The sequence below is a fragment of the Sandaracinobacteroides hominis genome (genome assembly GCF_016464365.1).
GTDB lineage: Bacteria > Pseudomonadota > Alphaproteobacteria > Sphingomonadales > Sphingomonadaceae > Sandaracinobacteroides > Sandaracinobacteroides hominis.
This window is the reverse complement of record NZ_JADCUC010000003.1, coordinates 38,998-64,947: the sequence shown is the minus strand read 5'-3', so window position 1 is coordinate 64,947 and position 25,950 is coordinate 38,998. Positions and strand designations below refer to the sequence as shown.

General features: G+C 64.4%; 26 protein-coding genes and 1 pseudogene. 20 read left to right on the top strand and 7 right to left on the bottom strand.

Annotated features, from left to right (window positions below; all coding sequences use genetic code 11):
- Positions 1-13 precede the first annotated feature (13 nt).
- From IM784_RS07620 to IM784_RS07570, 11 genes are all read left to right on the top strand, one after another.
- Complete coding sequence (locus IM784_RS07620) at positions 14-406, top strand: ribonuclease E inhibitor RraB (RefSeq protein ID WP_199554725.1); 393 nt, start codon at positions 14-16, stop codon at positions 404-406.
- A complete protein-coding gene (carB, locus tag IM784_RS07615; RefSeq protein ID WP_199554724.1) occupies positions 406-3,636 on the top strand; it encodes a carbamoyl-phosphate synthase large subunit in 3,231 nt (1,076 codons plus the stop codon). The genes IM784_RS07620 and carB overlap by 1 nt, the downstream gene beginning before the upstream one ends.
- 165 nt (positions 3,637-3,801) lie before the next feature.
- The gene (gene greA / locus IM784_RS07610; protein ID WP_199554723.1) at positions 3,802-4,281 is read left to right on the top strand and encodes a transcription elongation factor GreA; all 480 of its coding nucleotides are present in this window, start codon (positions 3,802-3,804) and stop codon (positions 4,279-4,281) included.
- Positions 4,282-4,287: 6 nt separating this feature from the next.
- The gene (locus tag IM784_RS07605; RefSeq protein ID WP_199554722.1) at positions 4,288-4,971 is read left to right on the top strand and encodes a rhomboid family intramembrane serine protease; all 684 of its coding nucleotides are present in this window, start codon (positions 4,288-4,290) and stop codon (positions 4,969-4,971) included.
- Between the two features lie 64 nt (positions 4,972-5,035).
- Entirely contained in the window at positions 5,036-5,704 is a 669-nt protein-coding gene (locus IM784_RS07600; protein WP_199554721.1) for a TetR/AcrR family transcriptional regulator, read from the top strand.
- A gap of 90 nt (positions 5,705-5,794) precedes the next feature.
- On the top strand, positions 5,795-7,759 hold the full coding sequence (locus tag IM784_RS07595) for a TonB-dependent receptor (RefSeq protein WP_199554720.1): 1,965 nt from the start codon (positions 5,795-5,797) through the stop codon (positions 7,757-7,759).
- 37 nt (positions 7,760-7,796) lie between these two features.
- Positions 7,797-8,129 carry a hypothetical protein gene (locus IM784_RS17610; RefSeq protein WP_328799482.1) on the top strand — a complete coding sequence of 111 codons (333 nt, stop codon included), beginning with the start codon at positions 7,797-7,799 and terminating at the stop codon, positions 8,127-8,129.
- Between the two features lie 67 nt (positions 8,130-8,196).
- Positions 8,197-8,988 (top strand): SDR family NAD(P)-dependent oxidoreductase, encoded by a 792-nt coding sequence (locus IM784_RS07585; protein WP_199554719.1) that lies wholly within the window; start codon positions 8,197-8,199, stop codon positions 8,986-8,988.
- 13 nt (positions 8,989-9,001) lie between these two features.
- The gene (locus tag IM784_RS07580; protein WP_199554718.1) at positions 9,002-9,529 is read left to right on the top strand and encodes a cupin domain-containing protein; all 528 of its coding nucleotides are present in this window, start codon (positions 9,002-9,004) and stop codon (positions 9,527-9,529) included.
- A complete protein-coding gene (locus tag IM784_RS07575) occupies positions 9,526-10,611 on the top strand; it encodes a zinc-binding dehydrogenase (protein WP_235976676.1) in 1,086 nt (361 codons plus the stop codon). Before IM784_RS07580 ends, IM784_RS07575 begins: the two co-directional genes overlap by 4 nt.
- Positions 10,602-11,108 (top strand): hypothetical protein, encoded by a 507-nt coding sequence (locus tag IM784_RS07570; protein ID WP_199554717.1) that lies wholly within the window; start codon positions 10,602-10,604, stop codon positions 11,106-11,108. Before IM784_RS07575 ends, IM784_RS07570 begins: the two co-directional genes overlap by 10 nt.
- A gap of 213 nt (positions 11,109-11,321) precedes the next feature.
- On the opposite strand, the gene IM784_RS07565 is transcribed toward IM784_RS07570, so the two are convergent.
- The 3 genes and pseudogenes from IM784_RS07565 to IM784_RS07555 all read right to left on the bottom strand — a co-directional run.
- Positions 11,322-12,101, bottom strand: coding sequence for an enoyl-CoA hydratase/isomerase family protein (locus tag IM784_RS07565; protein WP_199554716.1), 780 nt, complete (start codon positions 12,099-12,101; stop codon positions 11,322-11,324).
- A 22-nt stretch (positions 12,102-12,123) separates the two neighbouring features.
- On the bottom strand, positions 12,124-13,302 hold the full coding sequence (locus tag IM784_RS07560; protein ID WP_199555056.1) for an acyl-CoA dehydrogenase family protein: 1,179 nt from the start codon (positions 13,300-13,302) through the stop codon (positions 12,124-12,126).
- A 9-nt stretch (positions 13,303-13,311) separates the two neighbouring features.
- Positions 13,312-13,977 (bottom strand): annotated as a pseudogene (locus IM784_RS07555) (SDR family NAD(P)-dependent oxidoreductase); the annotation flags it as partial.
- Positions 13,978-14,037: 60 nt separating this feature from the next.
- On the opposite strand from IM784_RS07555, the gene IM784_RS07550 reads away from it, so the two are divergent.
- A complete protein-coding gene (locus tag IM784_RS07550; protein WP_328799481.1) occupies positions 14,038-14,730 on the top strand; it encodes a TetR/AcrR family transcriptional regulator in 693 nt (230 codons plus the stop codon).
- Here the strand turns inward: IM784_RS07550 and IM784_RS07545 are convergent.
- Both IM784_RS07545 and IM784_RS07540 read right to left on the bottom strand, forming a co-directional pair.
- Positions 14,678-15,607 (bottom strand): DUF3667 domain-containing protein, encoded by a 930-nt coding sequence (locus tag IM784_RS07545; protein WP_199554715.1) that lies wholly within the window; start codon positions 15,605-15,607, stop codon positions 14,678-14,680. The two genes, IM784_RS07550 and IM784_RS07545, sit on opposite strands and share 53 nt — an antisense overlap.
- A 9-nt stretch (positions 15,608-15,616) precedes the next feature.
- Positions 15,617-16,249 (bottom strand): TetR/AcrR family transcriptional regulator, encoded by a 633-nt coding sequence (locus IM784_RS07540; RefSeq protein ID WP_199554714.1) that lies wholly within the window; start codon positions 16,247-16,249, stop codon positions 15,617-15,619.
- A gap of 219 nt (positions 16,250-16,468) precedes the next feature.
- Here IM784_RS07540 and IM784_RS07535 point away from each other — a divergent pair, with 219 nt between their 5' ends.
- On the top strand, positions 16,469-17,950 hold the full coding sequence (locus tag IM784_RS07535; RefSeq protein ID WP_199554713.1) for an arylsulfatase: 1,482 nt from the start codon (positions 16,469-16,471) through the stop codon (positions 17,948-17,950).
- Between the two features lie 87 nt (positions 17,951-18,037).
- Positions 18,038-18,760, top strand: coding sequence for a hypothetical protein (locus IM784_RS07530; RefSeq protein ID WP_199554712.1), 723 nt, complete (start codon positions 18,038-18,040; stop codon positions 18,758-18,760).
- A 127-nt stretch (positions 18,761-18,887) separates the two neighbouring features.
- On the opposite strand, the gene IM784_RS07525 is transcribed toward IM784_RS07530, so the two are convergent.
- Positions 18,888-20,105 (bottom strand): NADP-dependent isocitrate dehydrogenase, encoded by a 1,218-nt coding sequence (locus IM784_RS07525; protein WP_199554711.1) that lies wholly within the window; start codon positions 20,103-20,105, stop codon positions 18,888-18,890.
- A gap of 39 nt (positions 20,106-20,144) precedes the next feature.
- A complete protein-coding gene (locus tag IM784_RS07520; protein WP_199554710.1) occupies positions 20,145-20,735 on the bottom strand; it encodes an LOG family protein in 591 nt (196 codons plus the stop codon).
- 180 nt (positions 20,736-20,915) lie between these two features.
- Here IM784_RS07520 and petA point away from each other — a divergent pair, with 180 nt between their 5' ends.
- The 6 genes from petA to IM784_RS07490 all read left to right on the top strand — a co-directional run bounded on the left by petA (position 20,916) and on the right by IM784_RS07490 (position 25,927).
- Positions 20,916-21,488: a ubiquinol-cytochrome c reductase iron-sulfur subunit gene (gene petA, locus IM784_RS07515; RefSeq protein ID WP_199554709.1), complete on the top strand. Its 573-nt coding sequence runs from the start codon at positions 20,916-20,918 to the stop codon at positions 21,486-21,488.
- Between the two features lie 4 nt (positions 21,489-21,492).
- Positions 21,493-22,806 carry a cytochrome b gene (locus IM784_RS07510; protein WP_199554708.1) on the top strand — a complete coding sequence of 438 codons (1,314 nt, stop codon included), beginning with the start codon at positions 21,493-21,495 and terminating at the stop codon, positions 22,804-22,806.
- A 15-nt stretch (positions 22,807-22,821) separates the two neighbouring features.
- Entirely contained in the window at positions 22,822-23,637 is an 816-nt protein-coding gene (locus IM784_RS07505; RefSeq protein ID WP_199554707.1) for a cytochrome c1, read from the top strand.
- A 161-nt stretch (positions 23,638-23,798) separates the two neighbouring features.
- Complete coding sequence (locus IM784_RS07500; RefSeq protein ID WP_199554706.1) at positions 23,799-24,212, top strand: hypothetical protein; 414 nt, start codon at positions 23,799-23,801, stop codon at positions 24,210-24,212.
- 50 nt (positions 24,213-24,262) lie between these two features.
- On the top strand, positions 24,263-25,633 hold the full coding sequence (locus IM784_RS07495; RefSeq protein WP_199554705.1) for an ABC1 kinase family protein: 1,371 nt from the start codon (positions 24,263-24,265) through the stop codon (positions 25,631-25,633).
- Between the two features lie 123 nt (positions 25,634-25,756).
- Positions 25,757-25,927 (top strand): aa3-type cytochrome c oxidase subunit IV, encoded by a 171-nt coding sequence (locus IM784_RS07490; protein WP_199554704.1) that lies wholly within the window; start codon positions 25,757-25,759, stop codon positions 25,925-25,927.
- Positions 25,928-25,950 lie beyond the last annotated feature (23 nt).

The window sequence follows — 25,950 nt, the reverse complement described above, 5'->3', positions numbered from 1 at the left end:
TGAAGGCTTCCCTATGACCGAGCGGAAAATCGATCCCGATCAACTGGCTGCCGAAATCGCCGCCGATGCCGAAATCCTGAAGGCGCTGGCCGAGAATGGCGATATCGCCTCGCTGCCGCGCCCCATCGACCTGCACTTCAAGGGCTCGCCCAGCCGGATCGAGGCCTTGGCAAAGGCGGCCGAGGAGCTTGGCCTCGAGTTTGTCGAGTTCGGCGAATATGAAGATGGCGACTGGGCGGCGGACTTCACGCTGGACGGCACCACCGAGCCGGAAGCCATGGCGGCGCTGACGAAGCGGGCGCTGGAAATCGAGATCTCCCACGGCGTCGAATATGACGGCTGGGGCTGCGAAGCCCGCACCGGCACAGACGAAAATGGCGAAGAACCAACTGGAACCCTGAACTGATGCCCAAGCGCACCGACATCCAATCCATCCTGGTCATCGGCGCCGGCCCGATCATCATCGGCCAGGCCTGCGAGTTCGACTATTCCGGCACGCAGGCGGTGAAGGCGCTGAAGGGCGAGGGGTATCGGGTGATCCTCGTCAACTCCAACCCGGCGACGATCATGACCGATCCGGAGCTGGCCGACGCGACCTATGTGGAGCCGATCACCCCGGCAGTCGTCGCCCGCATTATCGAGAAGGAGCGGCCCGATGCGGTGCTTCCGACGATGGGCGGACAGACCGCGTTGAACACGGCGCTGGCACTGGCAAAGGACGGCACGCTGGAGAAGTTCGGCGTGCAGATGATCGGTGCCGACGCGCACGCCATCGAAAAGGCCGAGGACCGGCTGAAGTTCCGCGATGCGATGGATGCGATCGGGCTGGAATCGCCGCGTTCTGCCATTGCGCATACGCTGGACGATGCGCTGAAGGCGCTGGACCATGTAGGCCTGCCCACGATCATCCGCCCCAGCTTCACCATGGGCGGCACCGGCGGCGGCATTGCCTATAACCGCGAGGAATTCACCCGCATCGTGCTGGGCGGCCTGGAAGCCAGCCCGACGACCGAAGTGCTGATCGAGGAATCGGTGCTGGGGTGGAAGGAGTATGAGATGGAAGTGGTCCGCGACAAGGCGGACAACTGCATCATCATCTGCTCGATCGAGAATATCGATCCGATGGGAACGCATACCGGCGATTCCATCACTGTCGCGCCGGCGCTGACGCTGACCGACAAGGAATATCAGATCATGCGCAACGCCAGCATTGCCGTGCTGCGCGAGATCGGCGTGGAAACCGGCGGATCGAACGTGCAGTTCGCGGTGAATCCGGAGGACGGCCGGCTGGTCGTCATCGAGATGAACCCGCGGGTGTCGCGCTCGTCGGCGCTGGCCTCGAAGGCGACGGGTTTCCCGATTGCCAAGGTCGCGGCATTGCTGGCGGTGGGCTACACGCTGGACGAGATTCAGAACGATATCACCGGGGTGACACCTGCGAGCTTCGAGCCGACCATCGACTATGTGGTGACGAAGATCCCGCGCTTTGCCTTCGAAAAGTTCAAGGGCGCCGACAATTCGCTGGGCACGGCGATGAAGTCGGTCGGCGAAGTGATGGCCATCGGCCGCAGCATCCATGAATCGCTGCAGAAGGCGCTGCGCGGGCTGGAAACCGGCCTGACCGGGCTGGACGAACCGGAGGGCTTTGCCAACGCGTCGAAGGGCGAGATCCTGGCGGCACTGGCGAAGCGCGTGCCGGACCGGCTGCTGATCGCGGCGCATGCGCTGCGGGTGGGGATCGTGCCGGCGGAAGTGACGCGGGTTTCGCATTATGACCCGTGGTTCGTGGAGCGGCTGGCGGAGATCATTGCCGCTGAGGAGCTCGTACGCACCAGCGGCCTGCCGGGCGACCTGCGGCCGCTGAAGGCGATGGGCTTTTCCGATGCGCGGCTGGCAAAGCTGGCCGGCGTCTCGGAGATGGAGGTGCGTGGGGCTCGGCATGCGCAGGGCGTGCGCCCGGTGTTCAAGCGGATCGACACCTGCGCGGCCGAGTTCGAGAGCCAGACGCCCTATATGTATTCCACCTATGCCGGGACGGAGTGCGAGGCGGAGCCGACGGGGAAGCGCAAGATCGCCATCCTGGGCGGTGGCCCGAACCGAATCGGGCAGGGGATCGAGTTCGATTATTGCTGCTGCCACGCGGCCTTTGCGCTGGATGAGGCTGGCTTCGAGACCATCATGGTCAACTGCAATCCGGAGACTGTGTCGACCGACTATGACACCTCCGACCGGCTCTATTTCGAGCCGCTGACGGCCGAGGATGTGCTGGAGCTGCTGCATGTGGAAATGCAGGCGGGGACACTGGAAGGCGTGATCGTGCAGTTCGGCGGGCAGACGCCGCTGAAGCTGGCACGCGCGCTGGAAGCTGCCGGCGTTCCGATTCTCGGCACCTCTCCCGATGCCATCGACCTTGCCGAAGACCGCGAGCGCTTTGCCGCGCTGGTGGACCAGCTGCAGCTGAAGCAGCCGGCCGGTGGAATTGCCCGCAGCCGCGAGGAGGCGATCGAGGTCGCCGAGCGGATCGGCTATCCGGTGCTGATGCGGCCCTCCTATGTGCTGGGCGGACGGGCGATGGAAATCGTCGAGACGACGGCCAACCTGGAAACCTATATCGAAACCGCCGTGCGGGTTTCCGGCGACAGCCCGGTGCTGATCGACCGCTATCTGCGCGACGCCATCGAGGTGGATGTCGATGCGCTATGCGACGGCGAGCAGGTCTACGTGGCCGGCGTCATGCAGCATATCGAGGAAGCCGGCGTGCACTCCGGCGACAGCGCCTGTTCTCTGCCGCCCTATAGCCTGCCTGCTGATATCATTGCCGAAATCAAGCGGCAGGCGGCGGTACTGGCACGTGCGCTCAGCGTGCGCGGCCTGATGAACATCCAGTTCGCCGTCAAGGACGGCGAAGTCTATCTCATCGAGGTGAACCCGCGCGCCAGCCGCACGGTGCCTTTCGTCGCCAAGGCGCAGGGCCGGCCCTATGCCAAGATTGCGGCGCGGGTGATGGCGGGCGAAATGCTCTCTGCCTTCGAGCTGGCGCCGCGCGGCACCGGACATGTATCCGTGAAGGAGGCCGTGTTCCCCTTCGCGCGCTTCCCCGGCAGCGACCCGGTGCTGAGTCCGGAAATGAAGTCCACCGGCGAAGTGATGGGCATCGACAGCGACTTCGCCATGGCCTTTGCCAAGAGCCAGCTGGGCGCCGGCGTGCAGCTGCCGATGAGCGGCAAGGTGTTCATTTCGGTGAAGGACAGCGACAAGCCGTTTATCCTCGAGGCGGCGCGCGGGCTGGAAACGATGGGTTTCGAGCTGGTGGGAACACGCGGCACGGCCGAATGGCTGAAGGAGCATGGCGGGGTCACGGTCAGCGTCATCAACAAGGTGCTGGAAGGGCAGCCGCATATCGTCGATGCCATCGTCGATGGCCAGATCGCGCTGGTGTTCAACACCACCGAAGGCGTGCAGTCGTTGAAGGATTCGGAATCGATCCGCATGGCAGCATGGAGCCGCAAGGTGCCGATCTTTACGACGGCGGCGGCGTCCGATGCCTCTGTAAAGGCCATTGCGGCGCTGAAGGCCCGGCCGATGGAGGTGCGGACACTGCAGGAACATCACGGGATGGAACCTGTTGTCGTCTGATCCGTTGTTCTTCGCACTTGCGGAATTCAGTGTGCCAGCCTAGCATCCCGTCCCGAGTTTGACTGAACCCACCCTCTGAATGGTCCGGGATATGCCAACGGCGGAGATTTCGCCGGGTTCCCGAGTCGTCCGACGCAACAACTTCTGGAAAAGTCAGAACTGAACATGGCAACGATTGATAAGGTTCCGATGCTGGCCGAAGGCCATGCCATGCTGCAAAAGCAGCTGAAGCAGCTGAAGGAAATCGAGCGCCCGGAAAATGTCGAGGCGATCGAGGAAGCGCGCGCCCATGGCGACCTTTCCGAGAACGCCGAATACCATGCCGCCAAGGAGCGGCAGGGCCAGATCGAAGCGCAGATCGCCGATATCGAGGACAAGCTCGCACGCGCGGCCGTGATCGATCCGACCACCCTGTCCGGCGACAAGGTCGTGTTCGGCGCCACCGTCCGCCTGCTGGACGAGGACGACAAGCCGATCACCTACCAGATCGTCGGCGAGATCGAGGCGGACGCCAAGCGCGGCCGCATCAGCTATAATTCACCGGTTGGCCGGGCGCTGATCGGGCGCAAACTGAAGGAAGAGGTGGAAGTTGTGACGCCTTCGGGCGACCGCAGCTACCTGATCGACGCAATCGACTTCCGCTAGCCATCGATGAACGCCGGCACGCCGCCGCCCGTATTCAACAGGGCTTCCCGGCTGCCGGCCGCCTATGCGACGCATGCAATCGTCGCGATATGCGTGCTGATCCAGCTTCTGGTCCTGGTGATGGGGCCGGAGTTCGGCCGCAACCTGACCTTGTCGGCGGGGCTTGTGCCTGCCCGGCTGACGGGCCATGTCATCGGGCTCAGCTCCCCGCTGCCGGCGTGGCTGACGCTGATAACCCATATCTTCCTGCACGGCGGGCTGGTGCATCTTGCGATGAACATGGTGTTCCTCGTCTGGGTGGGTCGGATGGTGGAATGGCGGCTGGGCATGTCGCGCTTCCTGCTGCTGTTCTTCCTGGGCGGTATCGCCGGGGGACTTGCGCAGGTGCTGACCGCTTCGGGCTCGGTCGTGCCCGTTGTCGGCGCGTCGGGTGCGATTTCCGCGGTGTTTGCGACCTATGCCCTGCTGTTCGCCCGCTCGGGCGAGGAGCCGGCGCGGATATTGGGGATGACCATTTCCGGAGAGACCGTGCGCGCCTTCCGCTTTGCCTGCCTGTGGATCGGGCTGCAGCTGCTGACGGCCGTTGCCTTCAATACCGGCTCGGGCGGGATCGCCATCTGGAGCCACATCGGCGGCTTTCTTGCGGGCCTGTTGTTCGGGCTTCCGTTCATCCGGGCGCCGAAGTCCTAGGAGTTCACGTCCTAGCCAAGCTGCCCGGTTGACCCTGCGCACTGGCGGCCAATAGACGGCGGCCATGGAAGACAGCCGCACCACCCTCACAGCTTCCCGCGACAGGCGGCTGACGCGGCGCGGGGCGGATACGCGCGAAAAGATCCTGCAGGCGACCATTACCTGCATTGTCCGATCCGGATTTTCGGCAATGACGGTCGAGAATGTGATGGCGCAAGCCCGGATCAGCCGCGGCTCGGTTCTGCACCAGTTCCCCAACCGGATGTCTCTCGCCGTGGAGACGGTGGCGCGCTCCCTGCAGGCGGTGATGCAGGAAGCGCGTCTGCGTGCCGAACGGATCGAGGACCCGTTCGCGCGCCTCGCCGACTATGCCCGGATCGTCTGGGAAACGCACGCCATGCCCGCGGGACTGGCGCTGACGGAGATCCTGCAGGCAGCGCGGTGGGACGCGGAGCTTGCCGCTGCAATCCGGCCCTTCACCATCCAGTCAGAGGAAGAGATTGCGACAGAGCTGGCCGAGATGGCCCGCCTGGCTGGTTTCCGCGACCCGCAGATCATGGTCGCGCGCGGCTGGCTGCTGGTGGCAAGCGCCCGCGGCCTCATCATCGAAAGTCGCCTCGGCTATGAGCGGCCGATGATCAGCGCGGCGATCGAGGAAATGAAGCAAAGCCATCGCCGCTTCTGCGAGACGATGGTCCCACTCTCTGATAGGATAGTTTCTGGTCACAATTGATTAGTCGCAATTGACCAATTTTGCATGCCGAGCTACCCGGTGGCTCGCGAACCGGCACAAGAATCCGCCGGCGCGACGGGGAGTGGAAAAATGCAGATTTGTGGGAGAATTGCCTTTCTTGGCGGTGCAGCCTGGGCTGCGCTGGTCGCAATGCCGGCGTTGGCGCAAGTGGCAGATGCTGCGCCGCCGGCCGCCGGGCCGGCCCCGGCAGAGCTGGCCGCCTCTGACGACAGCGCCGATATCATTGTCACCGCCCAGCGGCGCGCGCAGTCGGTGAACTCCGTGCCGATGTCGATCAACGCCATTTCCGGCGACACGCTGGTTTCGCGCGGTATCAACAGCACCGCCGATCTGGTGCGGCTGGTTCCGGGTTTCACCTTCACGCAGAGCCAGGTGGCGACGCCGGTCTATTCGCTTCGCGGTGTCGGCTTCTATGATTCCACTCTGTCCGCTTCGCCGGCGGTCAGCGTCTATGTCGATGAAGTGCCACTGCCGTTCGCCATCCTCACGCAGGGCGCAACGCTGGATATCCAGCGCGTCGAAGTGCTGAAGGGCCCGCAGGGCACGTTGTATGGGCAGAACGCCACCGGCGGTGCCATCAACTATATCTCCAACAAGCCGACCGACGAGTTTCAGGCAGGTGCCGATGCGACGCTGGCACGCTTCGGCGCCTTCGATGTCTCCGGCTTCGTCAGCGGCCCGATCACTGACAAGCTCGGTATTCGCTTCGCCGTGAAGACCGAGCAGGGCGGCGCCTGGCAGCAAAGCTACACACGCGACACATCGCTCGGCAAAGCCAATCGCTTCGCCGGCCGTGCCATCATCGTCTGGCAGCCGCTCGAAACGTTGACGCTGACCGGCAACCTCAACGCCTGGTCCGACAAGTCCGATGTGCAGGCGCCGCAACTGATCGGCCACACGCCCTACAACCCGGCCAACGCCCTGCCGGCCGTGCTGGCGGTTCCGCCGGCCCCCTCCAACGCCCGCGCCGCGAACTGGAGTGCAGACTGGCCGATGCGCCGCGACGATGATTTCTATCAGAGTTCGCTCCGCGCCGACTGGGAGTTCAGCGACGATGTGAAACTGACCTCCATCTCGTCCTGGTTGCGCTTCACCACCAATGCCACACAGGATCTCGACGCCACTGAATTCCTCCAGCTGGACAGCCGGACACCCGGCTATATCCGCAGCTTCTTCCAGGAATTCCGCCTCATCGGCAGCACCGGCCCGGTCCGCTGGATCGCCGGTGCCAACTACGAGCGCGACAAGGCTGGCGAGCAGCAGATCCTGCGCACCGACGATCTCAGCAGTCGCATCATCATCCCCGGCCTGCCCAGCCTCACGCGCTCGGGCGTCTTCACCAACCAGGCGGTTTCCACCTACGCCGTCTATGGCAATCTCGAGTACGACCTCACCGAGAATCTGACGGCGCAAGGCGGCATCCGCTATACCAAGAATGTCCGCGACTTCGAAGGCTGCGGCTATGATGCGGACGGCACCACCTATCTGAGCTTCAACGTGCTCACCGAAATCTTCACCGGCGCGCCGCCGAACCCGCCCATTCCGCCGGGCGGTTGCCTCACCTTCAACGAGGAGTTCCAGCCCTCGCTGATCGAGGATCGGCTCTCGCAGGATAATGTCTCTTGGCGGACCGGCCTCACCTACACCTTCGACAGCCGTGCCATCGTCTATGGCAATGTGTCGAAGGGCTGGAAGGCCGGCGGTTTTCCGACGGCGCCGGTGTCGTTCTACACCGGCTTCCTGCCGGCCACGCAGGAATCGCTGCTGGCTTTCGAAGTCGGCTTCAAACTCCCATTGGCCGATCGCACACTGCAGCTGAACGGCGCGGCATTCTATTATGACTATAAGAACAAGCAGGTTCGCGGCCGGATCAAGGACGAAATCTTCGGCCTGCTGGAGCGGCTGGTGAACGTGCCGAAATCGCATATCTATGGCGTAGAGGCCGATCTCAAGCTGGACACCGGGCAACGGTTTCACCGGCAATCTCTCCGGCACCTGGATCAAGGCCGAGATCGACGAGTTCTCCGGTTATAACGGCGTCGGCATCGATGCCGATTGGTCCGGTTCGCCGATGCCCTTCACGCCGGAATGGCAGATCATGGGCGATGTCGATTATCGCTGGTCGCTGAGCAGCAAGTGGGACGCCAATGTGGGGGCCAGCGGCAACTACAACAGCTCCACCAACTCGACCTTCGGCAGCCCCGATGTGCTGGATATCGGTTCGCGGGCGCTGTTCGATGTGCGGGCCGGTGTGGAGAGCTCCGACGGCCGCCTCCGGGCGCAGCTCTGGGGCCGCAACATCTTCAACAGCTATTACTGGAACACCACGTTTCAGGCCGACACGGTGTGGAAAATGGCCGGCCGGCCGGCAACCTACGGGATCACGCTGGGCTGGCGCTACTGACAATGGCCTGCGGCCGGATGAGGTCTATCATCCGGCCGCAGGGAATCCGCTCCGCGGAGGAGGCAGTATGAGATTTTCGGGCAAGATCGCGATCGTCACCGGAGGCGCATCCGGAATCGGCGAAGCCTTCGCGCGGCGCGTGCACGGCGAAGGCGGATCGGTGATGATCGCAGACCTGGATGCCGCACGCGGCGAGGTGCTGGCGGCGGAACTGGGCGAGCGCTCGGCGTTTCGCATGGTCGACGTGTCAGATGCCGAAGCCATGGTGGCTCTGGCAGACGAAACGGCTGCCCGCTTCGGCGGCCTAGATATCCTCTATAACAATGCCGGTATCGGCAACTATGGGCTGACGACCGACATGCCTGTCGAACAATGGCGGCGCTGCCTGGCGGTAAACCTCGATGCGGTCTTCTATGGCTGCCGGGCGGCCATCCCGCACATGCGGTCGCGTGGCGGCGGGGCGATCGTAAACACGGCTTCTGCATCGGGGCTGGCGGCCGATTATGGCTTCACCGCCTATAATGCGGCGAAGGCCGGCGTCATCAACTACACCCGCTGCCTCGCCATCGATCATGCCCGCGACGGTATTCGCGCCAACAGCGTCTGCCCTGGGCCGGTGGACACCCCGATCCTGACAACGGGCGTCGACGCCTTCCCCGGCCTGCGCGCCGAATGGGAGGCGATCATCCCATCGAAACGCTTTGCCCGCGCAGACGAGATAGCGGCGGTCGCCGCCTTCCTCGCCTCCGACGACGCAAGCGGCGTGACAGGGGCCGCGATCCCCGTCGACGGCGGCCTGACCGCCCATACCGGACAACCCGACCTGCGCGACCGCATGGCCGCCGCAGCCAGCGCCTGAGGAGGAACTGACCATGGCTTCCGAACCCAAGAGCGACGCCCCCCGTTTCCAGATCTACCGCGCCGCCGACGCCACACCCTACAGCGAGACGACCGTGATGGACGTGGCCGGAATGAGCGATATCCTCGCCGACGCCTTCGTCCGAGCCGCCGAAGCCGGCGACGCCGACGGCAATGAGGTAAAGCTGCTGTTCGCGATGCCGGGCATGAGCCTGACCTATGCGTGGTTCAAGAGCGGCTTCCCGCTGCCGCTGCACACCCACAATGCCGATTGCCTCTATTATATCGTCGCGGGCACGCTGAAGCTTGGCACCGAACAGCTGGGGCCCGGCGACGGCTTTTTCGTCGGCAGCGACGTTCCCTATACCTACAAGCCCGGCCCGGAGGGCGTGGAGGTGCTGGAATTCCGCACGTCCAGCAGCTTCGACATCCAGTTCATGGGCAAGACCAAGGCCTATTGGGACAAGACCATCTCGGCGCTGAAGGCCGAGCATCCCAAATGGGAAGGCCAGCGGCGTCCATCCGAGCTCAGCAAGGCATGACCAGCATGCGCGCGGTGGTGCGGCGGGGGCCGCGCCTGCTGCTGGCGGATGTGCCGGATGCCGTGCCGGGGGCAGGGCAGGTTGTCGCGAAAACGCTCGCCTGCGGGATCTGCGGCTCCGACCTCCATGCCGTCCACCATCTGGAGCATGGGGTGGAAATCGGCCTGCGCTCCGGTGCATCCGACACCATCGATCCAAGTCAGGATCTGGTGCTGGGGCACGAGTTCTGCGCCGAGATCCTCGACCATGGGCCGGGCACCGAAAAGACGCTGAAGGTGGGGACGCGGGTAGTGTCCACGCCCTTCGCATTCGGGCCGGTCGGGCCGGAACTGATCGGATTTTCGACCCGCTATCGCGGGGCGTTCGCCGAGCGGCTGGTGCTGACCGAAGCGTTGCTGCTGCCGGTACCGAACGGGCTGGAGCCCGAGGCTGCTGCGCTTACGGAACCCTTGTCGGTGGGCGAACATGCAGTCGGTATTGCCGCGCCGTCGAAGCAGTCGGTGGCGCTGGTTGTGGGCTGCGGCCCGATCGGGCTGGCGGTGATCGTGGCGCTGAAGCGGCGCGGCATCGGGCCGGTGATCGCCGCGGACTTCTCGCCCGCGCGGCGGGCGCTGGCCGAGAAGCTGGGAGCGGATATCGTCGTCGATCCCGCGGTTGCCTCACCGCAGGGTAACTGGTCCACCTTCGACGTGCCGGCGACGCTGGCCGAGGCCGGGCAATGGGCGATGACCGGTCGCTCCACCCGCGACGCAATCGTCTTCGAATGCGTCGGCGTGCCGGGCATGTTGCAGAATTTGATCGAGAATGTGCCGCCCACCGCGCATGTGATCGTCGTCGGCGCCTGTCAGGAGGATGACCGCATCCTGCCCGTTATCGCCATCAACAAGCAGCTGCGCTTCAGCTTCGTCTTTGCCTATTCACCGCCGGAATTCGCGGAGGTGCTACGGGCACTGGGCGAGGGCGAGATCGATAGCGGCATCTTCCTGACCGGCAAGGTGGCGTTGGCTGAAGTGCCGGCCGCCTTCACCCGGCTGGAAACGCCGGGTGCAGACGTGAAAATCGTGGTACAGCCATGGCGGTGAACGAACCCGATCAGGCACCGATGGGCATCGGCATGGCGGCGCTGATAACGCTGGGCGTTGTGCTTATCATCGTCGGATTCCTCGTCCTGGGGGGAACGCTGGGGCTGGTGCCGCTCTATGCCGGCTTTCTGCTGCTCTGGTATTTCGCCGGGATCGACGTGCTGGACACCGGGGCACTGCCGGCGCTGGCCGTTGGAGCGGTTTGCGGCACGCTGACCGCCTGGTTGCTGCAATATGGGGTGGCGGCCTGGGGTGCGGCGGGGGCGATTCCGGCGTTGGTGGTGATCATCCTCGCCATCTTCCTGCAACTGCTGGGCAAGCTGCCGATCGCCATCAACCGCGCCTATATGCTCTATGTGACGGTGCTGGCCGCGCCCTTGCTGCAGCAGCAGGAATCGTTCGGGCGGGTGCTGCTGACCATTGCGCTGGCCACCGTCTATTTCGGCGGCATTGTCTGGCTGGGGCGCTGGATCGCCGCACGCCGAAAGGCCGGCTGACGCTGCACATCATCGCGCCGTTGCACCGGGCGTTGCAGGATTCTCCCGGGGGCAATTGCCCCCATCGACGGTGACCGCCCGCGGAGCTGGGCCGCCTACAGGAGCCCGCGCAGCATCGGCTTCCGCGAGGCGATGCCGCTCTCTGCTGCGGGCAAGATTCTGAAAGCCGATCTGCGGGCGGCGCTGCTGCAGCCGGAAGCCGCCTGACCCACCCTAGGCGTTGCGAAAATCCGGTTTGCGCCGCGCCAGAAACGCCGCGACGCCCTCGCGGCCTTCGGGGCCGGCGCCTGCGGCGGAGATGCTCTGCGCCTCCAGCTCCAGCTGCTCTGCCAGTGTCGTGTCCTGCCCCTTGCGGAGCAGGTTGCGGGTCGCACCCAGGGCGGCAGTCGGGGCTGCCACCAGCTTTGCGGCCAGCGCATCGCCTTCCGCCTGCAAGTCCGCGTCGTCCACCGTGCGCGTCACCAGGCCCAGATTTGCGGCCTCCTCGGACGGCACGCGGCGGTTGGTCAGCACCATTTCCTGTGCCTGCCGCATCCCGACCAGCCGCGGCAGCAGCCAGCTCATGCCGCCGTCCGGCGTCAGCCCGATGCCGCCATAGGCCGGCGTAAAGCTGGCGGAACGCGCCGCAATCACGATATCGCCCAGCGCGGCAAGGCTCATGCCTGCACCGGCCGCCGGGCCATTGACCAGAACAACGAGCGGCTTTGCCATTTCCGCCAACGCCGAGACCGCGACATGCAGCGTATCCGCCAGCAGTTGCAGGAACGGCCCGGCCTCGTCCCCGGCAGAAGCGAAGCTGCCGATGTCGCCACCAACGCAGAACATCCGGCCTGCTCCCGTCAGCACCACGCAGCGGACCGCGCTGTCGGCGGCCACATCCTCGGCAGCCGCAACCAGATCCTTCGCCAGCTGCAGGTCGATGGCGTTCCCCTGGTCCGGGCGGTTCAGCGTGATGCGCGCAACGCCATCGGCTTTGGTCAGGCTGATCGTCATCGACAGGCTCCTAGTTCACGTCCTAGTGGCTGTTCGCGGCCTTCCAGTCGCGCTTGATCTTCTTGGCGAGGCTCCATTTGTGCACCTCGGTCGGGCCGTCATAGATGCGGAAGGCGCGAATCTCGCGGAACACCTGCTCGACGATCGTGTCGGAGGTGACGCCGCTGCCGCCCATCACCTGCACGCAGCGGTCCGCGATCCGCATCAGCGCTTCGGAAACGGCGACCTTCGCCATCGAGCTTTCGACCGTGCCCATTGCGCCGGTATCCAGCACGCCGGCGCACCAGTCGATCATCAGCTCGGCCTGCTTCAGGTCGATCAGATTTTCCGCCAGCATGAAGCCGACGCCCTCGTGATCCACCAGATGCTTGCCGAACGCCTGGCGGCGGTTGGCATAATCGGTGGCGATCTCGTTGGCGCGCTGGCAGGCGCCCCACCAGCGCATGCAGTGCGAAAGCCGTGCCGGCGCCAGCCGGATCTGGGCATATTTGAAGCCCTCGCCGGCGTTGCCCAGCATCTGGTCCGCCGGCACGCGCAGATTGTCGATGCGGACGGTGGCGTGGCCGCCGGGCATCGAGCTGTCGATGGTGTTCGGCACCCGTTCGATGCGGATCGCCGGGTCGGGCAGGTCCACCAGGAACATGCAGGCGCCCTCGTCGGACTTTGCCATCACGATGCCGACCTTGGCGCCTTCGGCACCGGTGATGAAGGCCTTGCGGCCATCGATCACCCAGTGGTTGCCGTCGGGCTTGCAGGTCGTCTTCATCATCGACGGGTCGGAGCCGGCGCCATCCTCGCTGGCCGGCTCGGTCATGAAGAAGGCCGAACGCGCGCGCCCTTCCACCAACGGCTTCAGGAAGCGCTGCTGGATATCGGCGCTGCCCACCTTGCCCAGCAGATACATATTGCCTTCGTCCGGCGCTGCCGTGTTGCAGGCAAGCGGGCCAAGCGGCGAGAGGCCGGTGCGCTGGAGGACGATGGCGGTCTCGCGCTGCGAAAGATGGCTGCCGTCGGGCAGAATGTGCGGCGTCAGCACGCCGGCCGCGCGGGCCTTCTCGCGCATTTCGATCACCAGCTCGTCGGTCGGGCAATCATGATAATCGCGGCGCGGGTCCTGCTCATAGGGGACCACGACGTCGCGAACGAACTTTTCGACGCGATTGGCGATCTCGAGCGTGCGCTCGGCACCCACCCCGCTCATCGCGGCGCCATCCGGATCGCCCAGCCGGCTGGGGAAGGGCACCTGCTGGCCCAACGACTTCTGCGCCTCTTCCGGCAGCGAGGCGAGGAGCGGCGTCATGAACAGGCCCGGCGCAATCGTCATCACCCGGATGCCATAGCGGGCAAGCTCGCGGGCGATGGGGAGCGTCATGCCGACGATACCGCCCTTTGATGCCGCATAGGCAGCCTGCCCGATCTGCCCGTCAAAAGCGGCAACGCTGGCAGTGTTGATGGCAACCCCGCGCTCTTCGCCGACCGGATCGGCCGTATGCAGAGCGGCGGCGAACTTCGCCAGCACGTTGAAGCTGCCCAGCAGGTTGATGTTCACGATCCTGGCGAAATCGGCCAATGGCAGGGCGCTGCCGTCGCGGGCGATCACCTTGGCCGGCGGGCCGATGCCGGCGCAGTTGACCAGGATGCGCGCCTTGCCGTTCAGACCTTCGGCTTCGGCGATGGCGGCAGCGACCTGTGCTTCGTCGGTGACATCGACCTTGGCAAAGCGGGCGCCGATGGCCTTGGCGTGGGAACTGCCGAGTTCGGCGTTGAGGTCGAACAGGGTGACCTTTGCGCCGGCCCTTGCCAGCCGGGCGGCGGTGGCACCGCCGAGGCCGGATGCCCCGCCGGTGACGATGGCTGCGACGCCGTTCATGTCCATGCAGACTCTCTCCCGTGTACCCACTGGAATAATATCTACCCGGCAGTATAAATCGCCGTTGTGGACGTCAAGCAGCATCGCCCGGTGGAAAGTAAAAGTGGGAGCCCGTTCCGCTCGCGCGACGAGCGCGCCGCGGAGCGCGCAGAGAAGCGTGCGGCGCTGCTGAAGGCGGCAGTGCAGATGTTCAACGAGCGCGGTTTCCACGCCACGTCGCTGGATGAGGTGGCTGCCAGCCTGGGCGTCAGCAAGCCGACCGTCTATCATTATCTGGGCAACAAGGATCAGGTGCTGCTGGAGTGCGTCTCGCGCGGTATTGCGGAGCTTCGCGAGGCGGCCGACGAAGCAGCAAAGGCGCCAGGGCAGGGCGTCGACCGGCTCCGCGCCTTTCTGTGCCGCTATGCCGAGATCAATATGGGCGACTATGGCCGCTGCGTGATCCGCACTGGCGACGAAAGCCTATCGGCGGATAGCGCGCTCCGATTCCGGGCCCTGAAGCGCGAGATAGACCGGGCACTGCGGGCGCTGATCGAGGAGGCAATGGCGGACGGCTCGATCGCCCGCGGCGATGTGAAACTTATCGCCTTCACGCTTTCCGGTGCGCTTAACTGGCCGGCGCGCTGGTTCCGGGCGGATGGCGAGCAGAGCGCGGAAGCCATCGCCCGGACGATGGTAAACCTGCTGCTGAACGGGCTGGTCGGCCCTAAGCCTGCAGCCCCAGCGCGAGCACCAGCAACAGGAAGCCGGCGAGCGTGAGGATGGCCGCACCCACCAGCAGGGCGGTGCGCCAGAGGGCGGAAAAGCTGCCGAGCGCAAATCCTTCCCGGACATGGCGGTACATATGCAGCGGCGGAATCACGAGGAGCATCAGCGCGGCTGCCTGCCACGGCACCCGATCACTCGCCCCCACCAGTATCGTGACGGTCAGCAGCACCGACATGAAGGCAATCGAGTGCAGCGAGAAGACGGCAAGGTCATAGGGTTGCACGCCAGGCAGCCGGCCAAACAACAGCCACAGCGCCGGCAGCGACAGCGGCACCAGCAGGAAGCCGAACTTGTAGGCCTTCTGCTTCAGCTGCAGCATCACATAGTCCGGATTATTGGCGGCCTTGCCCAGCGTCAGGCGCATGGAATGGGGAAGGCGGTCGCCGACATGGGTTACGCCCATGGCGATGCCCGTGGTGAACAGCCGTGCGACCGGGCCGCTGCGCCTGGCGGTGTCTTGCAGGCCGGATTGAACCCGCGTTTCAAACCGATCCAGTGCGATTTCGGCGCTGGGGGCATGGCAGGCCGCAACCATCGGCTTCACGCCGACGACGTTGAAGGCGAGGAACATGAAGAAGGCCGAGGCGAGGAACAGCGTGCCGGGGGATAGATAGCGGGTCCGTTTCCCGTCCAGGAACGCCCGGGTCAACCGGCCCGGATGGAGCGCCAGCAAAGGCAGGGTTCGCCAAAGCTTGCTGTCCACATGGGTGATGCCGTGTAGCAGTTGCTCGATCATGCCGAACAGCGTGGCTCGATGCTCGCGCGGCTGGCCGCATACCGGGCAGAAGCTGGCTGTTACGGCCGCGCCACAGTCTTCGCAGGCCATGGGCCGCTCGATCTCCTGTACCTGACCAGCGGCGGACAGCATCCGCCGCCCCTAGTACGCAACGGCGGCCGGCAAGCCGACACCGACGATTTCATCGGCCATTTGCGCCGCCATCTGGTTTGCCTCGTCGGATTCAACGCCCAGTCCTCTCAGCATCATCATCACCAGCTGCTGGGATTTCGAGACCGCCAGCGCCGGGTTACGCTCCTGCAGGATGCTGATCAGGCCCACCTGCACGATGCCGATCACCAGCAGCACGCCGGCGTCCAGCGTCGGGATACGAAAACGGCCGCTGGCCAGCCCGCGACGGATGTCGGCGACCAGCGGCTCGTTGAACGGCGCATCGACCGACAGGTATGTGCCGTGGATACGGGCAAGGGCGCCGCTGCCCTCAGGCTCCTCCACTGCATAGCGCAGAAAGACGCAGACGGCGCGCGCCACCCGCTTGGCGGCATCGGTTTCCTGTTCGTTTACCCTGACGACAATGCTGTGCAGATGATTGCGGACATCGCCGACAACCGCTTCCACCAGCTCCTGCCGGTCGGTGAAATAATTGTAGAAGCTGCCTTTCGAGACACCGGCCTCGATCACCACCGCATCGATGGAAATGGCTTCGACCGGCCCCGCCGCAAACAGGCGCCGGCCGGCTCGCAGCAGGGCTTCCCGCGTCAGCGCCTTTTTCACGGATCGAGGGGTCGAGGCATGCATTGGCACTGAATCTGGTCTCCGCAACGATGGAATACCCTGTGTCGCACGGCTTTGCCGATAAACGACGGTTCAGTCAATATCTGGATTTTGGCAAACGCGGGAAGGCAAGAACAATAGGGTATTGACAGGTGTATGCCGGATAGATCAATGACCATTTAGTCATTTAAGCCTATGTGGGAATCGGGAAGGGACGACATGAGCGAGCTATTGCCGGCGGCAACGCCTGCGCCAGAACTGAAAACGGACGGAATGGACCGGCGCGGATTCTGCGCCAGCGCCGGCTTTGCGGCTGCAATTGCCACACTCTCGGGCACGGCGGCGCTGGCACGGGGGAAGGCGCCCAGGCCCAATATCGTCTATATTCTCGCCGACGATCTGGGCTGGGCCGATCTTGGCCATCGTGGATCGGACATCCGCACGCCGAACATCGACAAGCTGGCCAGAGAAGGCGCCCAGCTAGAGGATTTCTACGTCCAGCCGATGTGCACGCCGACGCGGGCGGCGCTGATGACCGGGCGCTATCCGCTTCGCTATGGTCTGCAGACAGCGGTTATCCCTGCAGGCGGCACCTATGGTTTGGCGACAGACGAATATCTTCTGCCGCAGGCGCTTTCCGACGTCGGCTACAAGACGGCACTGGTCGGCAAATGGCACCTTGGCCACTACGACACCGATTTCTGGCCGCGCCAGCGCGGCTTCCAGCACTTCTATGGCGCACTTATCGGCGAGATCGATCACTTCAAGCATTCCTCGCTTGGCGTGGTCGACTGGTATCGCGACAACGAGCGCCTCATCGAGGAAGGCTATGACACGGAGCTGTTCGGAAACGAGGCGGTGAAGCTGATCGGCGCGCACGACAAGGCGGTGCCGCTGTTCCTCTATCTGGCCTTCACGGCCCCGCACACGCCCTATCAGGCGCCCGAAGCGGAACTGGCAAAATATGCCCATATCCAGGATCCGCAGCGCCGCGCCTTTGCAGCGATGATCACCGCGATGGACACCCAGATCGGACGCGTCGTGGCAGAGCTGGAAAAGCGCGGGATGCGCGACAACACGCTGATTGTCTTCCACAGCGACAATGGCGGCACGCGTTCGAAGATGTTCGTCGGTCAGGAAGCTGTCGAGGGCGAATTGCCAGCCGACAACGGCCCGTACCGCGAAGGCAAGGGAACCCTGTTCGAAGGGGGCGTGCGCGTGGGCGCCATCGCCAACTGGAAGGGCCGTATCAAGCCGGCGAAGCTGGGCGGCATCTCCCATATCACCGACATGCTGCCGACGCTTGCCGGATTGGCCGGCGCCTCGCTGAAGAATTCGAAACCGCTGGACGGCAAGGACATCTGGCCTTTGATCGCCGGCGGCGCCTCGCCGCGAACCGATGTGGTGCTGAATGTGGAGCCGACGCAGGGATCGATCCGCGAAGGCAAGTGGAAGCTGGTCTGGCTTGCGCCGCTGCCGTCCAGCGTGATGCTGTTCGATCTCGAAGCCGACCCTTCCGAGAAGACCGACGTCAGCCAGCAGAATCCGCGGATCTTCGCCGACCTGCAGAAGCGGGTGATTGCGCTGGCGACCGAGATGAAACCGCCGCTGTTCATGGAAACGGCCGTAAGCGCGGTGCTGGCGCTTCCGCCGAACATGCCCGCGGGATTGGGTGAGGCTCGGCCGGCGGCCAGGCACTAGCGAAGCGGCTGGGCGCGATTGCAACAGTTCGCACATCCCCAGGGATCGTTTGCGTCCAGCCGCACCATGCATTCGGGAAAGAAGGTTATGACGATAAAGAGATTTTGCCTGTCCGCGCTCGTCGTGGGCCTGCTGTCCTCCGGCGCACAGGCGCAGGGCTGGGAGTTCAGTGTCACCCCCTATCTGATGGGGCCCTTCATGGACGGCCAGACAGGGGTCGGCCCGGTCGACGCCAATGTGTCGGCAAGCGCCGGAGATGTCTTCCGCAACCTCAACTGGGGCGCCATGGGCATCCTGGAGGCAAATAACGGGAAGTTCGGCGTGGCCGCCGACCTCACCTACATGAACCTGAAGGCCAACCACGACGGCGCGATAGACCGGGTTGGCGGTCACCAGGGTTCCTACACGGGCATGTTGCTGGCGCGCATCGACCCGCATGCGGAAATCTATGTCGGCGCCAGGGTCAACGATCTGGGCGTGTCGATCTCCGGCACGGGGCCGCTGGGCAATGCGCGCTCCGCCAGCGGTTCGCAGACGTGGGTGGACCCGATTGTCGGCATGCGCGTCATCCTGCCGTTCAGCGAAAAGGTCGACCTGACCATGATGGCCGATATTGGTGGCTTCGGCATCGGTTCGGACATTGCAGTGCAGGCCTGGCCGTCACTCGGACTCAAGCTGGGCAGCAGCGTGAAGGCAATGGCAGGCTATCGGCTCGTCTATGTCGACTATTCGACAGGCGAAGGCGCGGACCGGTTCAAGTACGACGTGCTGACCCACGGGCCGACCGTGGGTTTCCAGATCCGCCTCTGAGTCGTCACTGCGCAGGAAAGCCGGCAGGATGTCACCCTGCCGGCTTTCGGCCGTTGGCGGCCCTTTTGGCTCCGCTCTTGGCGGCCCATTTCGCCGCCGCGTTTAGCGGCCCATTTCGCCGCCGCGTTTAGCGGCCCATCTCCTTGTCGAGATTGTCGACGATCGCCTGGAAGAACATTTCCGTCGTCATCCACGCCTGATCCGGGCCGATCAGCAGCGCCAGGTCCTTCGTCATCTTGCCCTGCTCGACCGTCTCCACGCAGATGCGCTCGAGGTCTTCCGCGAACTTCGTGACTTCCGGCGTGCCGTCCAGCTTGCCGCGATGCTTCAGGCCACCTGTCCAGGCAAAGATCGACGCGATCGGGTTGGTGCTGGTGGGCTTGCCCTGCTGGTGCATGCGATAGTGGCGCGTGACGGTGCCATGGGCGGCCTCTGCCTCCACGGTCTTGCCGTCCGGCGTCAGCAGCACCGACGTCATCAGGCCCAGCGAGCCGAAGCCCTGCGCCACCATGTCGGATTGCACGTCGCCGTCATAGTTCTTGCAGGCCCAGATGAACTTGCCGCTCCACTTGAGAGCGCTGGCCACAAGATCGTCGATCAGGCGGTGCTCATAGACGATGCCGAGCTTCTGGTACTGCGCCTTGAAGTCCTTGTCATAGACTTCCTGGAACAGATCCTTGAAGCGGCCATCATAGGCCTTCAGGATGGTGTTCTTGGTCGACAGATACACCGGCCACTGCCGCAGGATGCCATAGTTCAGGCACGAACGCGCGAAATCGCGGATGCTGTCGTCCAGGTTGTACATGCCCATGGCCACGCCGGACGACGGAAACTGGAACACTTCATGTTCCAGCTCTTCCTTGCCGTCTTCACTGACCCACTTCATCGTCAGCTTGCCGGCGCCGGGAACCTTGAAATCGGTGGCGCGGTACTGGTCGCCAAAGGCATGGCGGCCAACGACGATCGGGTCGGTCCAGCCCGGAACCAGCCGCGGCACGTTGGAAATCACGATCGGTTCGCGGAAGACGACGCCGCCCAGGATGTTGCGGATGGTGCCGTTGGGCGATTTCCACATGCGCTTCAGGCCGAATTCCTCGACCCGCGCCTCGTCCGGCGTGATGGTCGCGCACTTCACGCCGACGCCGAATTCTCGGATGGCGTTGGCAGCGTCGACGGTAACCTTGTCGTCGGTGCGGTCGCGCTCCTCGATGCCGAGGTCATAATAGCGCAGGTCGATGTCCAGATAGGGCAGGATCAGCTTTTCGCGAATCCACTGCCAGATGATGCGGGTCATTTCGTCGCCATCAAGCTCGACGACGGGGCCCTTCACCTTGATCTTGCTCATGCTACCTCGGATTGATCGGATGGAATGTCGGGGCAGTCCTTAGGGGCGGGAAAGGAGCGCCGCAAGCGCATCGGTGCCATCCAGTGTTTCCAGGTGGCTAAGCGTATCGATGCCGGCGAAGCCAGAATCGACACTGTGTCGCATCAAGGCGAGGAACGGCGCCCAGAAATCGCCGTCTCCCAGCAGCCAGACCGGCTTCGCGTGCAGGCGAAGATTCCGCCAGGAAAGCACTTCGATCAACTCGTCGAGCGTCCCGAGGCCGCCGGGCAGGGCGAGTATGGCGTCGCAGCGGTCGAACATCAGCGCCTTTCGGGCGTGCAGGCTGTCGGTGACGGTCATGTCGTCGCACAGCGGCTCGGCAACTTCCCATTCCTTCAGGAAGCGCGGGATCACGCCCTGCACATGGCCGCCTGCAGCAATCGCCGCCCGGCCGATTTCGCCCATCAGCCCCAGCGCCCCGCCACCATAGATCAGCCCGACGCCGTGCAAGGCAAGCGTACGGCCGATTTCCGCAGCCTGTGTCGCATGGCGAGGATCGCGCCCCAGGCGCGAGCCGCAGAAGACCAGGACGTTGCGGATCGGCTGCGCCGTGGGCGCAGTTGCGGGCGAATCGAGAGGATGGGTCACCATCGCGCTTCCTTAAGCGCCCGGGCTTCGGCCGCCCAGCAATCGAATTTTCCGCAATTTTGTGCGAACGGTTTGCAACAGCGCGCCGACTAGCTGTGCCAGCCCCGCTGCGATACATTTGCCCATTGCGGTTATTGCATTACGGGCGCTAAAGGCCGCGAAATTTCAATGCAGGGACCATGAATGGGAACCACAGCTGAAGCTCTCCCGCCGGAGCGCGCGCCGGAAGGCGAAGACGGGGTCCGCCGTCGTGATTTCATCTATGTGGCGACAGTCGCATTTGCGGGTGTCGGGGCAGCAGCTGTTGCTGTGCCGCTGATCAACCAGATGAATCCGTCTGCCGACGTGCTGGCGATGGCCTCGGTGGAGGTCGATCTGGCACCGATCCAGCCGGGCATGGCAATCAAGACGGTCTGGCAGTCGAAGCCGGTGTTCGTCCGCAACCTGACGCCAGCCGAGCAGGCCGAGGCCAACAAGGTGCCGCTGTCCGAACTGCGCGATCCGCAGACGCTGGCCGAGCGCACCAAGGAAGGCCACACCAACTGGCTGATCACACTGGGCGTCTGCACCCACCTGGGCTGCATCCCGCTGGGCGCAGCCGAGGGCGAGAACCGCGGTGACTATGGCGGCTATTTCTGCCCCTGCCACGGTTCGCACTATGATACCGCCGCCCGCATCCGTCGCGGCCCGGCGCCGACGAACCTCGTGGTGCCGAACTACGCGTTCAAGACCCCCACCCTCGTCGAGATTGGATGACCCGATGAGCTTCCCCTGGGCCAACCAATATAACCCCCAGCATCCGGTGATGCAGTGGGTAGACAGCCGGCTTCCGCTGCCGCGCCTGATATATAACGCCGTCGGCGCCGGCTATCCGGTGCCGCGCAACATCAATTACTGGTATAATTTCGGCGTGCTGGCCGGCGTGGCGCTGATGGTGCAGATCATCACCGGCGTGGTGCTGGCGATGCACTTCTCGGCGCATACCTCGACGGCGTTCAACTCCGTCGAGCACATCATGCGCAACGTGAACTCCGGCTGGCTGCTGCGCTATGCGCATGCCAACGGTGCGAGCTTCTTCTTCATCGTGGTCTACTTCCACATTTTCCGCGGCCTCTACTACGGAAGCTACAAGAGCCCGCGCGAAGTGGTGTGGATGCTGGGCGTCGTCATCTTCCTGCTGATGATGGCAACGGGCTTCATGGGCTATGTGCTTCCCTGGGGGCAGATGAGCTTCTGGGGGGCGCAGGTCATCACCTCGCTGTTCTCGGCCATCCCGCTGGTGGGTGAAGCGATCCGCACCTGGCTGGTCGGCGGTTTCGCCCCCGACAACGCCACGCTGACGCGCTTCTTCTCGCTGCACTATCTGCTGCCGTTCGTGATCCTGGGTGTCGTCATTCTGAAGATCTGGGCGCTGCACATCCCCGGCTCCACCAACCCGACGGGCGTGGATGTGCAGGGGCCGCAGGATACGCTGCCCTTCCACCCCTATTTCACCGCGAAGGATTTCGTGGGAATCTGCGTTTACCTGCTGATCTTCTCGGTGTTCATCTTCTTCATGCCAAACGCGCTGGGGCACCCGGACAACTATATCCCGGCCAACCCGCTTTCGACGCCGGCGCATATCGTGCCCGAATGGTACTACTGGCCCTTCTACGCGATCCTGCGCGCCTTCACCGTGAACTTCCTGTGGATTCCGGCGAAGCTCTGGGGTGTGATCGCGATGTTCGCCTCCATCCTGCTGCTGTTCTTCCTGCCCTGGCTGGACAGCAGCCGCGTGAAGTCGACCAGCTATCGGCCCCTCTATCGCTGGTTCTTCTGGCTGCTGGTGCTGGACGTGCTGGTGCTCGGCTATCTGGGCGGCGCGCCCGCCGAAGAGCCCTATGTGCGGTTTAGCCAGTTCGCCTCGGCCTATTATTTCGCGCATTTCCTCATCATCCTGCCGCTGCTCTCATTCTTCGAGAAGCCGCTGCCCCTGCCCAACAGCATCGCCGAAAGCGTGCTGGCGAAGGCCGGCAAGAAGGCACACACCCCGGATGCGGCGCCCGCAGGCGCAGCTCCCACGGTTGCTGAATAAGGGGGCTAGAGAGCCATGGTTCGTTTCTTCGGCTTCGCCGCCGGCCTCGTCTTCGTGATCGCTCTTCTCGTCGGGGCGCTCATGCCCCGCGAGGCGGCGGTTCCGGATCCCATCAAGGCAATCCACCTGCCTCCGCGGCATGTGAAACTGCAGCATGACGGCCCGCTCGGCATGGGCGTGTTCGGCACCTTCGACCGGGCGCAGCTGCAGCGCGGTTTCCAAGTCTACAAGGAGGTCTGCTCGGCCTGCCACGGGCTGGAGCGCATTGCCTTCCGCAACCTGTCCGCGCTCGGCTTTTCCGAGGCGGAAGTGAAGGCGCTGGCCAAGGCCAGGGAAGTGCCTTCGATCGACCCGGCAACGGGCGAACCGTCGACGCGCCCGGCGCTGCCGTCGGATCACTTCCCCAGCCCCTTCCCGAATGAAGTGGCTGCCCGCGCTGCGAACAACAACGCGCTGCCACCGGATCTGTCGCTGATCATCAAGGCCCGCCCGAAGGGGCAGGATTATGTCTATTCCCTGCTGACGGGCTATGGAAAGCCGGTGCCGAAGGGCCTCGAGGTTCCGGAAGGCCTTCACTTCAACCCCTATTTCCACTCCGTTAACATCGCCATGGCGCAGCCGCTGAACGATGGTCAGGTGGAATATGCCGACGGCACGCCCGCCACTGTCGACCAGATGGCGAAGGACGTTGTCACGTTCCTGCGCTGGACATCCGAGCCGGAGCTGGAAAAGCGTCGCCAGATGGGCGTCGCGACGGTGATCTTCCTGTCGATCCTGACGCTGCTGGCGTTCCTGACCTATCGCAAGGTCTGGGCAGGGATCGAACACTAGGATCCGGAGATCCGGAGCCCGGTGCGAAAATCAAAGGGCGGAGGCAGTGCCTCCGCCCTTTTTTCCTGGCTCCGGATTCTGTCCAATGGCGCCTGCGATGCAGGCTTGACCTCCAGCGGACGCAGGTATGTTATGCCGTTGCACAGGACGGGGAGAATTTCATGCAAAGGATTTTGCTTGCCGCAGCTCTGATGGGGCTGTCCGCTGCCGCGATCGCGCAGACCGCTCCTGCCGAGCCGGTACCGCCGACTGCCCCGGCCGCCCCCGCCGCTCCGGGCGCGACCGCAACGCCTGCAGCTCCGGCGATGCCAGCCCCGCCGCCACTACCGGAAGACAAGCGGGATCGGGTCACCAAGATCTGCATGGATGCGGCCGAGGCCAAGGCCAAGACGCTGAATGCCACGGTCGCTCTGGACAAGGTGCAGGATACCGACGTGAAGAGCGACGGCTATGCGTCGATGCGGGCGAAGGTGAAGCTGACGACGGTCGACTCCAAGGGCAAGAGCAAGACCAGGAAGGGCACCTTCGGCTGCGCGACCAGGAATGACGTGGTAACCAGCTTCAACTACGACTGAAAGGCCGATGCTCTGGCGCTGGGACAAGCCAGCGCCTAGAGACGGCCACCATGGCCGATACTTCAACATTCTCCGGCCGCCTTGCCCGCATGGCGAAGGTGGGTGCGAACCTGGGTGGCTTTGCCGCCGGTGCGGCGGTCGCGCGGGCAGGTGGACGCTCGCTGGACGATCCCAGGAACGCTGCCGAACTGAAGCGGGTGCTTGGCGAGCTGAAGGGCCCGCTGATGAAGCTGGCGCAGATACTGGGCAATATCCCCGATGCCGTGCCGCCGGAGTTCGCCCGCCAGCTTTCCGAACTGCAGGCAAATGCGCCGCCGATGGGGCAGGGCTTCGTGCGGCGACGGATGGCCGGCGAACTCGGCGCGGACTGGCGGCAAAAGTTCGTGGACTTTTCGCCGGAGGCGGTGGCGGCGGCGTCGCTGGGCCAGGTGCACAGGGCTACGCTTGCCGGCACAGCCGGCGGGGCCACCCAGCAGGCCGGCGAAACGGTCGCGGTAAAGCTCCAGTATCCCGACATGGGTTCGGCGGTGGAGGCCGATCTTGGCCAGCTGGACCTGATCCTCTCGCTGTTCCGGCGGGTGGATGGATCGATCAACACCAGCAAAATCCGCGACGAGCTGGCAGCCCGACTGCGTGAGGAGCTGGATTACACGCGCGAGCTGAAGCACCTGTTGCTCTATCGCTCGATCCTGCAGGGCGATGCGCATGTACGGGTGCCGCGACCGGTCCCGGAGCTTTCGACCGGGCGCCTGCTGACGATGCAGTGGCTCGACGGGAGCCGGCTTCTGGACTGGAAGGAGGCTCCGGCCGAGGTGCGCAACCGCATCGCCGAGGCGCTGTTCCTTGCCTGGTATCGGCCCTTCTATCGATTCGGCATCATCCATGGCGACCCGCATCTGGGCAACTACAGCGTGGCCGAGGCCAGCGCCGACTCCGCAATCGTGAACCTGCTCGATTTCGGCTGCGTCCGGGTGTTCCCGCCCGCCTTCATCGAAGGCGTGAACGAACTCTATCACGCGGTGGCAGCAGAGGATGGCGAGCGGGCAGCCCACGCCTTCGAACTGTGGGGCTTCAAGGGCCTTACGCCCGAGATCCGCGACGTGTTGCTGGTGTGGGCCCGCTTCCTCTATGGCCCGCTGCTGGATGACCGGGTGCGGCCGATCGATCTGGAGGGCAAGCCCGGCGAATATGGCCGGGCGACCGCGGCCAAGGTGCATGGCGAGCTGAAGAAGCTGGGCACCGTGACAATCCCGGCGGAGTTCGTGTTTATGGATCGCGCTGCGATCGGCCTCGGCGGCGTGTTCATCCAGCTTGGCGCCGAACTGAACTGGCACCGCCTGTTTCGCGAGCTGATGGCGGATTTCGATGTCTCGGCCGTAGCGCAGCGGCAGGCGGCGGCGCTGGCAAAGGCAGGGCTGTAAAGCACAGCTTTCCTCTCGCCATGCGGTTTTGCCATTGCTAATCCGTGGATGGAACGGCACGCCGTCGGCAAGCCGAAACGCATCGCAGAATGTTTGGCCGAAATTTTTGCATGAGGGGATATCATGGCTGAAGCGCATCACGGGGCAGACCCGCACGGCACCACGCAGGGCGTGAGCTGGGAAACCGCCAACGGCGACCATCGCGAGGTCTACACCGGCTTCCTCGGCCTGACGAAATGGGCAATCCTGTTTGTCGTTATCGTGCTGATCGGGATGGCACTCTTCCTCGTCTGATTTCTGCCCCGGCCGATGCCGGG

Excerpts from the sequence above, each read along its gene's own strand:
- IM784_RS07500 (WP_199554706.1), top strand. The coding sequence starts at position 23,799 with ATGCAAAGGATTTTGCTTGCCGCAGCTCTGATGGGGCTGTCCGCTGCC.
- IM784_RS07560 (WP_199555056.1), bottom strand. The coding sequence starts at position 13,302 with ATGAGCGGGGTGGGTGCCGAGCGCACGCTCGAGATCGCCAATCGCGTC.
- IM784_RS07525 (WP_199554711.1), bottom strand. The coding sequence starts at position 20,105 with ATGAGCAAGATCAAGGTGAAGGGCCCCGTCGTCGAGCTTGATGGCGAC.
- IM784_RS07510 (WP_199554708.1), top strand. The coding sequence starts at position 21,493 with ATGAGCTTCCCCTGGGCCAACCAATATAACCCCCAGCATCCGGTGATG.
- greA (WP_199554723.1), top strand. The coding sequence starts at position 3,802 with ATGGCAACGATTGATAAGGTTCCGATGCTGGCCGAAGGCCATGCCATG.
- IM784_RS07495 (WP_199554705.1), top strand. The coding sequence starts at position 24,263 with ATGGCCGATACTTCAACATTCTCCGGCCGCCTTGCCCGCATGGCGAAG.
- IM784_RS07545 (WP_199554715.1), bottom strand. The coding sequence starts at position 15,607 with ATGCTGTCCGCCGCTGGTCAGGTACAGGAGATCGAGCGGCCCATGGCC.
- IM784_RS07530 (WP_199554712.1), top strand. The coding sequence starts at position 18,038 with ATGACGATAAAGAGATTTTGCCTGTCCGCGCTCGTCGTGGGCCTGCTG.
- IM784_RS07575 (WP_235976676.1), top strand. The coding sequence starts at position 9,526 with ATGACCAGCATGCGCGCGGTGGTGCGGCGGGGGCCGCGCCTGCTGCTG.
- IM784_RS07595 (WP_199554720.1), top strand. The coding sequence starts at position 5,795 with ATGCAGATTTGTGGGAGAATTGCCTTTCTTGGCGGTGCAGCCTGGGCT.
- IM784_RS07585 (WP_199554719.1), top strand. The coding sequence starts at position 8,197 with ATGAGATTTTCGGGCAAGATCGCGATCGTCACCGGAGGCGCATCCGGA.
- IM784_RS07520 (WP_199554710.1), bottom strand. The coding sequence starts at position 20,735 with ATGGTGACCCATCCTCTCGATTCGCCCGCAACTGCGCCCACGGCGCAG.
- IM784_RS07620 (WP_199554725.1), top strand. The coding sequence starts at position 14 with ATGACCGAGCGGAAAATCGATCCCGATCAACTGGCTGCCGAAATCGCC.
- petA (WP_199554709.1), top strand. The coding sequence starts at position 20,916 with ATGGGAACCACAGCTGAAGCTCTCCCGCCGGAGCGCGCGCCGGAAGGC.
- IM784_RS07570 (WP_199554717.1), top strand. The coding sequence starts at position 10,602 with ATGGCGGTGAACGAACCCGATCAGGCACCGATGGGCATCGGCATGGCG.
- IM784_RS07565 (WP_199554716.1), bottom strand. The coding sequence starts at position 12,101 with ATGACGATCAGCCTGACCAAAGCCGATGGCGTTGCGCGCATCACGCTG.
- IM784_RS17610 (WP_328799482.1), top strand. The coding sequence starts at position 7,797 with ATGCCCTTCACGCCGGAATGGCAGATCATGGGCGATGTCGATTATCGC.
- IM784_RS07490 (WP_199554704.1), top strand. The coding sequence starts at position 25,757 with ATGGCTGAAGCGCATCACGGGGCAGACCCGCACGGCACCACGCAGGGC.
- IM784_RS07535 (WP_199554713.1), top strand. The coding sequence starts at position 16,469 with ATGAGCGAGCTATTGCCGGCGGCAACGCCTGCGCCAGAACTGAAAACG.
- carB (WP_199554724.1), top strand. The coding sequence starts at position 406 with ATGCCCAAGCGCACCGACATCCAATCCATCCTGGTCATCGGCGCCGGC.
- IM784_RS07505 (WP_199554707.1), top strand. The coding sequence starts at position 22,822 with ATGGTTCGTTTCTTCGGCTTCGCCGCCGGCCTCGTCTTCGTGATCGCT.
- IM784_RS07600 (WP_199554721.1), top strand. The coding sequence starts at position 5,036 with ATGGAAGACAGCCGCACCACCCTCACAGCTTCCCGCGACAGGCGGCTG.
- IM784_RS07605 (WP_199554722.1), top strand. The coding sequence starts at position 4,288 with ATGAACGCCGGCACGCCGCCGCCCGTATTCAACAGGGCTTCCCGGCTG.
- IM784_RS07580 (WP_199554718.1), top strand. The coding sequence starts at position 9,002 with ATGGCTTCCGAACCCAAGAGCGACGCCCCCCGTTTCCAGATCTACCGC.